Annotated in this window: 7 protein-coding genes and 1 other annotated feature; of the genes, 3 read left to right on the top strand and 4 right to left on the bottom strand. The window is 35.7% G+C overall.

The window, feature by feature from the left end:
- Position 1: 1 nt before the first annotated feature.
- The 4 genes from AC4CVH_RS13730 to AC4CVH_RS13715 all read right to left on the bottom strand — a co-directional run bounded on the left by AC4CVH_RS13730 (position 2) and on the right by AC4CVH_RS13715 (position 2,619).
- Positions 2-163 (bottom strand): CDIF630_02480 family spore surface protein, encoded by a 162-nt coding sequence (locus AC4CVH_RS13730; protein WP_490788313.1) that lies wholly within the window; start codon positions 161-163, stop codon positions 2-4.
- 75 nt (positions 164-238) lie between these two features.
- A complete protein-coding gene (locus AC4CVH_RS13725; protein ID WP_490788312.1) occupies positions 239-883 on the bottom strand; it encodes an undecaprenyl diphosphate synthase family protein in 645 nt (214 codons plus the stop codon).
- 138 nt (positions 884-1,021) lie between these two features.
- Positions 1,022-1,825 (bottom strand): ABC transporter permease, encoded by an 804-nt coding sequence (locus AC4CVH_RS13720; protein ID WP_490788311.1) that lies wholly within the window; start codon positions 1,823-1,825, stop codon positions 1,022-1,024.
- A complete protein-coding gene (locus tag AC4CVH_RS13715) occupies positions 1,822-2,619 on the bottom strand; it encodes an ABC transporter ATP-binding protein (protein ID WP_490788310.1) in 798 nt (265 codons plus the stop codon). The genes AC4CVH_RS13720 and AC4CVH_RS13715 overlap by 4 nt, the downstream gene beginning before the upstream one ends.
- Positions 2,620-2,872: 253 nt before the next feature.
- Here AC4CVH_RS13715 and AC4CVH_RS13710 point away from each other — a divergent pair, with 253 nt between their 5' ends.
- The 3 genes from AC4CVH_RS13710 (at position 2,873) to AC4CVH_RS13700 (ending at position 11,335) form a co-directional block, all read left to right on the top strand.
- The gene (locus tag AC4CVH_RS13710) at positions 2,873-7,168 is read left to right on the top strand and encodes an acyl-CoA dehydratase activase-related protein (RefSeq protein WP_490788309.1); all 4,296 of its coding nucleotides are present in this window, start codon (positions 2,873-2,875) and stop codon (positions 7,166-7,168) included.
- Positions 7,169-7,293: 125 nt separating this feature from the next.
- A complete protein-coding gene (locus AC4CVH_RS13705) occupies positions 7,294-8,310 on the top strand; it encodes an ABC transporter substrate-binding protein (protein ID WP_490788308.1) in 1,017 nt (338 codons plus the stop codon).
- 91 nt (positions 8,311-8,401) lie between these two features.
- Positions 8,402-8,615, top strand: a binding site (T-box leader).
- A 68-nt stretch (positions 8,616-8,683) separates the two neighbouring features.
- Entirely contained in the window at positions 8,684-11,335 is a 2,652-nt protein-coding gene (locus AC4CVH_RS13700; RefSeq protein WP_490788307.1) for a valine--tRNA ligase, read from the top strand.
- Positions 11,336-11,381: the final 46 nt, after the last annotated feature.

Genomic DNA, 11,381 nt, shown 5'->3' with positions numbered 1-11,381 from the left:
ATTATTTTTCGTTTTCATCCACCCAGCCTTTGGCATCGGATATATCAGCTTCAGCTGGAATGGATACGTTTGATGAGATTTTTGTTTTTTCAATGTTGGAAAGTGGAGCCGTTTCGTGGCTTTCAATTGGTATTTCCCTTTTGAATTTTTTATTTCTGAGCATTTGTATCACCTCTATAAGTAGTATTTTCAAAAATATCTAATATATAAGTGACAAATTCTGCAATTTAAATTCAAATCATCCTCCAAGGGTTATGTCCTGTTCGTTGTACCAGTTTACGGCATCTTGTATATGTGACTTTTTAAAATCCGGCCAGTAATCATTTATTATGTAAAAGTCGGAATATACTGACTGGACGGGAAGAAAGCCGCTTAAGCGTCTTCTACCTCCCCATCTTATTATAAGATTGATTCTGCTTATTTCCCGGGATTCTATGCTGGATGAAATTAGATTTCTTGTTCCGCCTTTTGAATCTTGTATTTTTTTCAGATCCCAGTCCCATCCGTAGTTTACAAGGAAATTAATTTTAATTCCACCTTTTCCAATGTCTTTTCTTGTAGTGTACTTCAGAAGCTCCTTTGGAAATACAGGAGAATCCTCTTTACCGATTACAAGGAGAGAAACGTTTTCGCCGGACAGCATTTCAACAGCTTTTATGCAGGCGGCAGTAAAAGCTTTTCGCTCAATAGATGGTCTTTTTACATTGTCTGTTGTAAAACCATAGAAGGTAAGTTCCTCGACGCCGAGCTCCTGGCAGATTTTTAGAACTTCTATGCCAGGTTTAAGTCCCCAGTCATAGCCTTTTTCTTTGCTCATTCCATTTTCTACGGCCCAGCGTCTGTTGCCATCCGGTATTATTCCTATATGTCTTGGAATTTTCATAAATAAACCCCCTTATTTTACTGTAATTGTCATTGCTAGAGTATTGCCAAATATGGTAAATAGTATTCTCATGCATAGATTCAAGTTAAAAGTTTACAATATCATTTTAAATTTTTAGGAGATTAATTTCAATCAGATTTAACGAAAAAATTTCCTGTTGATTTTTTTTTCTGCAATTTCAACAATTTTGTACATAATATAGGCAAGTATGGAAAGTATGATTATACTTACCATGACAGTGTCCAGCTGTGATATTTGCCCTCCGAATATTATAAGAAAACCGAGGCCTTCCTTTGCAACAAGAAATTCACCCATTATTACTCCGACCCAGGAAAGTCCAACATTTATTTTAAGGGTGGATATTATTGTAGGGATTGAGGCAGGTATTACAAGATGAACTAAAATTTGGAGTTTTGAAGCACCAAAGGTTTTTAAAAGCCTTATTTTGTCTTTATCGACTTCTCTGAAACCATTTAGTACATTTAATATAGTTACAACTATGCATATAAGGACTGCAACCATTATGATTGCAGGAATTCCGTTTCCAACCCAAAAAATTATAATTGGAGCAAGCGCTATTTTAGGAAGTGCATTTAAAACTACGAGATATGGATCAAGTACATCGGATACAAAATCTGAAAGCCAAAGCAGTATCCCGATTACAGCTCCGAGTACTGTACTCAATAAAAATCCCAGTATGGTTTCAAAGCAGGTGATTCCTATATGTCTGAAAAGGGTACCTTCCATATACAGTTCTATTAAGTTTTTCCACATTCTAGATGGAGTGCTTGTTAGGAATGGATCTATCCATTTTAAATCACCGGCTATTTCCCAAAGTGCAAAAAAGCATATTAGGATGAGCATTCTAAATAGAAATATCTTTTTTTTTCTTGTATTTATATTTTTTATATAAAGATTTTGTTCTTTTAAGTTATCTATCATTTATGGTTCAACTCCTTCCAGATTTCATTAAAATATATTCTGAATCCTGAATCTTCTCTCGATTTTAAAGGAGAATTGTAATTTTCAGAAAAGCTTATGTCAAAAATTCTTTTTATTTTTGCAGGGCGATTTGAAAGTACAAGAACCCTGTTTGACATTGAAATTGCCTCGGAAATATCATGGGTTACCATTATGACGGTTTTGCCCTCTTTTTTTAAGATCCTAAAAATTTCATCACTTATATTAAGTCGTGTTTGATAATCAAGTGCTGAAAATGGTTCATCTAGAAGCAATACTTCAGGGTTTAGGGCAAGTGTTCTTATAAGGGCAACTTTCTGTCTCATGCCGCCAGACAATTCTTCAGGATAGTAATTAATGAAATCTATAAGACCATAATTTTCAAGCATTGATTTTATATTATCCTTGTATAGGTCTATTGGTTTATGCTGTATTTTCAAGCCGAGTGTTATGTTTTCCCATACGGTTGACCATTCAAAAAGTTGATCGCGCTGGAACATATATCCCATTTTCTTTGAAATCGAATTGGATGCTTTACCATCTATATATATTTCTCCATAGGAAGGTTTTGCAAGCCCGGCTATTATATTCAAAAGGGTGGTTTTGCCGCATCCCGATGGTCCTACTATACTTAAAAATTCTCCATCTTTTACAGAAAAAGAAATATCTTTCAATGCTTCTGTATAACCTTTTAGAGAATGATAATTCATATATATATTTTTAACTTGCAATTTGCTCAAAGTATCATCTCCTTTTAAAGAGTACGTGACAATCATTTTGCACTTATGATTTAGTATATGAAAATTTTAAATGTATTGTTCCTTTGATAGCATGAGGAGCAGTTGAAATATGACATAAGTTGGAGGGTTGAATTATATGCAGTTTCATGCTAAAATTGCTTGACAACTTACATATGTTATAATATATGTAATACCATTTAGGTGAATGTTATAGGTTCATGGGTATACTTAATTTAAGCTATTTTAGATAATTCAATAATACAAATTATTTATTAAAAAGGTGATTGTTATGAAAAATTTGTTTCGTGTAGGTCTTGATGTAGGTTCAACTACTGTAAAGATAGCTGTATCTGATATTAAGGACAAAATTATTTATAGTAAATACCAAAGACACTTTTCTGATATTAAGAGCACTATATCTAAAGTTATTAGGGATGCCTATAATAAATTGAAGGATTCAGATATAACGATAATGGTTACAGGTTCAGGTGGATTGTCCGTATCAAAGTGGCTTAACATATCTTTTATTCAGGAGGTAGTAGCTTGTACCAATACAATAGAAAGATTTATACCGCAAACTGATGTGGCAATAGAACTTGGCGGAGAGGATGCAAAAATAACCTTCTTTGAAGATGGTATAGATCAGAGAATGAATGGTTCATGTGCAGGTGGAACCGGCGCGTTTATAGATCAGATGGCTGCACTTCTTCAAACTGATGCAAGTGGACTTAATGAGCTTGCGAAGAATTATGATGTTATATACCCTATAGCTGCAAGGTGTGGGGTTTTTGCCAAAACAGATATTCAGCCTCTTTTAAATGAAGGTGCAAAAAAAGAGGATATAGCTGTATCAATATTTCAGTCTGTAGTTAATCAGACAATTAGTGGACTTGCATGTGGTAAGACTATACGTGGAAATGTGGCTTTTCTAGGAGGACCGTTGTATTTTCTGTCAGAACTCAGAAAAAGATTTATAGATACTCTTGGACTTACTGAAGATCAGGTTATATTTCCAAGTGACTCGCAGCTGTTTGTGGCACGAGGGGCCGCCCTTTCTTCCAGTGGGGAGGAAATTGTGAGTTTTAAAGAGATTGTAGATAGAATTTCACATTTAAGTGACAGTTTGAGTGATGAAGTACAGACTTTAAGGCCTTTATTTAAGAGTGAGGATGAACTTAGAAAATTTAAAGAAAGACATGATAAAAGCAGGGCGGCAAGAGGAAATCTCAAGGATTACGAGGGAAATTGTTATCTTGGAATTGATGCAGGTTCTACTACTACAAAGGCGGTCGTTATAAGTGAGGATGGAAAACTTCTCTATTCTTTTTATGGTGGAAACCATGGAAATCCGCTTAAGTCTTCAATAGAGATTTTGAAGGACATATATGAAAAACTCCCGAACAAAGTTAAAATTGCAAGTTCGGCAGTTACGGGATATGGGGAAGGTCTCATAAAATCAGCACTTTCCATGGATGAAGGTGAGGTGGAAACAGTTTCCCATTACAAGGCGGCAGAATTTTTCCAGCCGGGAGTTGATTTTATACTTGATATTGGTGGACAGGATATGAAGTGCCTCAGAATAAAAAATGGTGTAATAGACAGCATAATGTTGAATGAGGCATGTTCGTCGGGTTGTGGATCTTTTATAGAAACTTTTGCAAATTCTCTTAACATGAAAGTGGAAGATTTTGCTAAAGAAGCTGAAACATCAAGGAGACCTGTTGATCTTGGTTCAAGGTGCACTGTATTTATGAATTCAAAGGTAAAGCAGTCGCAAAAAGAAGGAATGTCCATAGGAGATATATCTGCAGGACTGTCGTATTCAGTTATAAAGAATGCACTTTTCAAGGTAATAAAGATAAGAGATCCAAAGGCTCTTGGAAAAAAGATAATAGTTCAGGGAGGAACTTTTTACAATGATGCAGTACTTAGGGCATTTGAACTTATATCTGAAAGAGAAGTAATAAGACCTGATATAGCCGGGCTTATGGGAGCTTTTGGTGCAGCAATCATTGCAAAAGAAAGATGGGATGGAGCATCTGAATCCACACTTCTAAAAAAAGACAAGCTTGACATGTTCAAAGTTGAAGTAGATATGAAGAGATGTGGAAAATGCGCTAATAATTGTCTTTTAACTGTAAATAAGTTTTCAGACGGAAATGAATTTATATCTGGAAATAGATGTGAAAGAGGAATAGGAGTAAAAAAGAGTAGGGATTCACTGCCAAATTTATTTGATTATAAATACAAGAGAGTGTTTAATTATATACCTCTTAGAAATGAAGAAGCTTTCAGGGGAACTGTTGGAATTCCACGAGTTTTGAATTTATACGAGAATTATCCATTTTGGTTTACATTCTTTACAAAACTAGGTTTCAGAGTTGAACTGTCACCACGTTCTACAAAAAAGATATATTCTCTTGGAATAGAAACGATACCGTCGGAATCTGCATGTTATCCTGCAAAAATAGTTCATGGGCATATAATGAGCCTCGTAAAACGTGGTGTAAAATTTATATTTTATCCTTGTATTCCTTATGAACAGGTTGAGCGTCAAGAAGCAGATAATCACTATAATTGTCCTATGGTAACATCCTATCCGGAAGTTATAAAGAACAATATGGATATTCTTGAAGAAATGAATATAAATTTTAAGAATCCATTTTTGCCTCTTGATAATAAAAATGTGCTTATAAACAGGCTGATGGAAGAATTTGAAGAATTTGATATATCGAAGAGTGAAATTAAGAAAGCAGTGGAAGCTGCATATATTGAAGACAAGAATGTTAAAAATGATATAAGAAAAAAAGGTGAAGAGGTAGTTGAATATCTTGAAAAAACCGGCAAAACGGGTATAGTTCTTTCAGGCAGACCGTATCATATTGATCCTGAAATAAATCATGGTATTCCAAACATAATGACATCTTATGGAATGGCTGTTTTGACTGAAGATTCCGTAGCACATCTTGGTATTATAGAGAGGCCTTTGAGAGTGGTTGACCAGTGGGTTTATCATTCCAGACTTTATGCAGCAGCAAGTTTTGTTGCAAAGAAGAAAAATCTTGAACTTGTGCAGCTTAACTCTTTTGGATGTGGACTTGATGCAGTTACAACAGACCAGACTCAGGAAATATTGAATAAATACGGAAAGATTTATACTTTGCTTAAAATAGATGAAATAAGCAATCTTGGAGCGGTAAAAATAAGGATACGTTCACTTAAGGCTGCACTTGAAGAAAGAAATAAAGCTGGATTTGTACCTCATAGAGAAGAAAAAGACAACAAGAGGATAATATTTACAAAGAAAATGAGGGAAAAACATACTATATTGTGTCCTCAGATGTCACCGATACATTTTCAGTTTATTCAGGAAGCATTTAATGCATCGGGGTATAAGCTTGAGGTTCTTCCATCGGTGGACAAAGGAGCTGTAGATGAGGGACTGAAATATGTGAACAATGATGCATGTTATCCTTCTATAATAGTTATTGGACAAATTATAGAAGCACTTAAGTCAGGTAAATACGATCTTAAGAATACTTCTGTTTTGATATCTCAGACAGGAGGAGGCTGCAGGGCTACAAACTATATAGCATTTTTGAGAAAAGCACTTAGAGAAGCAAATATGGAGAATGTACCTGTAATATCAATAAATATGGTTGGAATGGAAAAAAATCCTGGATTTAAAATAACATCGGGGCTTTTGAATAAAGGACTCATGGGGCTTATATACGGAGATCTTCTTATGAGGGTGCTGTACCGTGTGAGACCTTATGAAAAAGTTAAAGGTTCTGCAAATGAACTTTATAAAAAATGGGTTAAAAAGTGTATTGAAAATGTTAAAAATGGAAGCAGGTCGGAGTTCAAGAAAAACATGTATAATATCGTAGAGGAATTTGACGGGCTTGAAATAACGAATGATGTAAAGCCAAGGGTTGGGGTAGTTGGAGAAATACTTGTAAAATTTCATCCTACAGCTAACAATAATATAGTTGAAATTCTTGAAAGTGAAGGTGCTGAAGCAGTTGTACCTGATCTTACTGATTTCCTTCTTTACTGCTCATACAATGCGAAGTTCAAGCATGAATATCTTGGAGGAAGCCTTGTTAGCGAAATATTAAATGGTGCGGGTATAAAGTTTATTGAGCATTTCAGAAAGCACATGAAGGAAGCCTTGAGGAGAAGTACTAGATTTTCACCACCATCTAAAATAAATGAACTTGCAGATGCTGCCAGAGGAATTCTTTCCCTTGGAAATGTAACTGGTGAAGGATGGTTCCTTACAGCTGAGATGATAGAACTTATAAAAACTGGTGCGAAAAATGTAGTGTGTATGCAGCCTTTTGCATGTCTTCCGAACCATGTAACTGGTAAAGGAATGATAAAGGAACTCAAGAGAAAGTATCCGGGGGCGAATATAGCTGCGATTGATTATGATCCTGGTGCAAGTGAGGTAAATCAGCTGAATAGAATCAAGCTTATGCTGTCTACTGCATTTAAGTCAATGGAAAAGGAAAGGTCTGTTGAGACAGAAAAGAAAGAGTTTCTTGGACAACCAGCTTTTGCAGATCAGCTGAACAAATGAATATGATTTAATGTGCTGCCGGATAGTTTTTATCCGGCAGCACATTTAGGATGATTAAAAAGGTAACACAACATGATTTATATTTCATAGTATGAATTGATATAAAAATTATGTTGGAGGAAGACATGAAAAAACATAAATTTGGTTTGATTGCTCTTGTTTGTAGTTTTGTATTCCTGATTACTATATTTTCAGGGTGTAGCAGCAGTAAAAGTGAAAAATCACTTAAAAAAGTAAAATTGAATGAGGTTGCAAGGTCAGTTTTCTATGCTCCTATGTATGCGGCTATAAATCGTGGAATGTTTAGGGAACAGGGGCTTGATATAGAGCTTGCAACAGGTCAGGGTGCAGATAAGACCATGCAGACGGTTTTGAGCAAAAATGCGGATATTGGATTCTGCGGACCTGAGCAGGTAATCTATATATATAATCAGAAGAGAGAAGATTATCCTGTGTTATTTGCACAGATGACTACAACTGATGGTTCTTTTCTTGTTAGTAGGCAAAAAAATGCAAACTTCAACTGGGAGGATGTAAAAGGGAAAACAATAATAGGTGGAAGACCTGGTGGAGTTCCTGAAATGGCACTTGAGTATGTACTTAAAAAGAATAACTTGAAACCTGGTCAGGATGTAAAAGTTATAACAAATCTTGCATATACAGCAACGTCAGGAGCATTTAAAGCTGGAACGGGGGATTACGTTGCTCTTTTTGAACCAACAGCAAGCATGCTTGAACAGGATAAGAATGGATATATAGCTGCATCGGTTGGAAAGTCGGCAGGAAAGCTTCCGTACACATGCTATTTTGCTACTAAGTCATATATAAAGAGTAATCCTGATGTAATAAAAGCATTTACAAAGGCAATCTATAAAGGACAGATTTGGGTTAAAAACCATAGTGACAAGGAAGTTGCAGAATCCATAAAGTCATTTTTCCCTGGTACAAGTGATTCTGTTCTGCAATCCGTTGTAAAAAATTATAGAAGTATAGGTGCTTATTCAGATACTCCTGTTATTGGAAAGGAGAATTTGGATAGACTTATGGATATAATACAGTCATATAAAGCAAGCTTGATACCTCAAAAACCTGCGTTTAGCAAAATAGTCGACAATTCTTTTGCAAAAGAAGCTGTTAAATAGATATACCTTAGATAAAAATAAAAAACTTGGGAAAATTATTGACAGCAGTATATTTATAGTTATAATATTATTGTATAAAATGAAATTACTATAATTAATGTTGAAAAAGAGGAGTAGGAATAATAGAGTATAAAGAGAGGAAGGTTTGTTAGTTGAGAAACTTTCTATATGAATTATTCTGAAGGTAGCTTTTGAGTTTCCCGGCTTAAAAATAAGCAGGGACGGCTGTAGTTGCAGTCGTTAATATTAAAGAGTCTGCATTTTATGTGGAAAAAAAGGTGGTAACGCGGGTCTTCGTCCTTTATTTTGGGTGAAGGCTCTTTTATATGCCGCGGACTTGCAAAGTTAAAAACTAAAATTGGGAGGAATCTTCATGTCGGATAAAAAGGAAATATCGACTACATACAATCCAAAAGAATTTGAAGAGAGAATATATGAAACCTGGCAAAAGAAGGGCTATTTTACACCAAGTCCTGATAAAAATAAAAAGCCATATACAATAGTAATACCGCCGCCTAATATAACGGGAAAACTACATCTTGGCCATGCACTTGACGATACGATTCAGGACATAATAATAAGGGTGAAGAGAATGCAGGGCTGTAGTGCACTGTGGCTTCCTGGAGAAGATCATGCAAGTATAGCAACCGAGGTGAAGGTTGAAAAGGAACTTTTAAAAGACGGGATTAAAAAAGACGAGATTGGAAGAGCTGCTTTTCTTGAAAAAACCTGGGATTGGGCAAATGAATACAGGCAGAGGATTGCAAATCAGGTAAAAAAACTCGGAAGCTCGGTAGATTTCACAAGAGAGAGATTTACGATGGATGCAGGTCTCAACAAGGCAGTAAGGAAGTTCTTTGTAAAATTGTATGAGGATGGACTCATATATCAGGGAAACAGGATAATAAACTGGTGTCCTAAATGTCAGACTGCCATATCAGATGCAGAGATAGAATATCAGGAACAGAACGGAAACTTCTGGCACATAAAATATCCTATAGTTGGAAGTAATGAGTATCTTGAAATTGCAACTACAAGACCTGAGACAATGTTTGGTGATACTGCAATTGCAGTAAATCCAAAAGATGAAAGGTATAAGGAGCTTATTGGAAAGAAGGCTGTTCTCCCAATAATAAACAGGGAAATTCCAATAGTTGCAGACGACTATGTGGATATGGAATTTGGAACAGGTGCGGTTAAAATAACTCCAGCCCATGATCCAAATGATTATCAGGTTGGAAAAAGGCATGACCTTCCACAGATAATAGTAATGAATGAGGATGGAAGTATAAAACTTCCTGGAACGAAATATGATGGACTTGACAGATATAAAGCCAGAAAACTCGTGGTTCAGGATTTGAAGGATCAGGGCTTCCTTGTAAAGATAAAAGAGCACGTGCACAATGTGGGCTGCCATGACAGGTGCGGGACTACGGTTGAACCTATGCTTTCAAAACAGTGGTTTGTAAAGATGAAATCCCTTGCAAAGCCAGCTCTTGATGCAGTAAAGGACGGGAAAATACAATTTGTTCCAAAAAGATTTGAAAAAACCTACTTCAACTGGATGGAAAACATTCAGGATTGGTGTATATCAAGACAGCTTTGGTGGGGACATAGAATTCCAGTGTGGTACTGCAAGGACTGCGGAGAGATAATTGTGTCAATGGAAGAACCTACGAAATGCACAAAGTGCGGGTCCTCTCATCTTGAGCAGGATAAAGATGTACTTGACACCTGGTTCAGTTCTGCATTGTGGCCTTTTTCAACACTTGGATGGCCGGATAACACGGAAGATCTCAAATATTACTATCCAACATCCACACTTGTTACAGGGTATGACATAATATTCTTCTGGGTTGCAAGAATGGTATTTTCAGGTATTTATTGTATGGGAGAGATACCTTTTAAAAATGTTCTCATACATGGAATTGTGAGAGATTCCGAGGGAAGAAAAATGTCAAAGTCTCTTGGAAACGGTGTTGATCCTATAGATGTAATACAAAAATACGGGGCAGATGCCTTGAGATTTACTTTAATTACAGGTAATGCTCCTGGAAATGACATAAGATATTATCCTGAAAGAGTTGAGGCTTCAAGAAATTTCGCAAACAAGATATGGAATGCTTCACGATTTGTTTTAATGAACATAGACGAAGATTTATTGAACAAATATGCTGAAAGCAATAACTATACTGAAGCAGACAAATGGATACTTTCAAGTCTTAACACTCTTGTACGTGAAGTAACCGAGAATATAGAAAAGTTTGAACTTGGAATAGCTTCGCAGAAGATATATGATTTTATATGGGGAGAGTTCTGTGACTGGTACATAGAACTTGTAAAACCTGTTATGTATGGAGATGATGAGGAAGCCAAAGGTGTGGCATACAATGTTCTAAACAGGGTACTTACAGTAAGTTTGGAGCTGCTTCATCCTATAATGCCTTTTATAACGGAGGAGATATATACTCATTTGTACAACAGGGAATATGAGTCGATAACCATATCAAAATGGCCTGAATACGATGCTTCTCTTGAAAACAAAGAGGCTGAAACAAACATTGGCTGTATTATAGAAGCAATAAAGGCTATAAGAAACATAAGAACGGATATGAATGTACCATTTTCGAGGAAGGCAAAAATAATGCTTTTTGTAAGTGAAAAGAGCATGTATTCTGCTTTTGAAAATGGAGTAGACTATTTTAAAAAACTGGCTTCTGCAAGTGATATAGAGTTTTTGAAGGATAAGAATCAGGTACCTGAAAATGCAGTTTCTGCAGTTACAAAAAGTGCTGAAATATTTATACCGCTTTTTGAACTTGTGGATAAAGACAAGGAGCTTGAAAGGCTTGGAAAAGAAAAGAAAAAACTTCAGTCGGAAATAGACAGAGTCGACAAGAAATTAAAGAATGAAAAATTTGTATCAAAGGCACCAAAGGCAGTTGTGGATGCTGAGAAGGCAAAGGGCGATAAGTACAGGGAAATGTTCAAAAATGTTGTTGAAAGAATAGAAAGTTTGAGCTAAAAAAGTTACCCACATACTTTTCTTGTATGTGGGGCTTATATTTTAT

The organism is Clostridium pabulibutyricum (assembly GCF_058242705.1).
The sequence above is the reverse complement of the archived record's forward strand: the minus strand, read 5'-3'. Positions and strand labels throughout refer to the sequence as shown.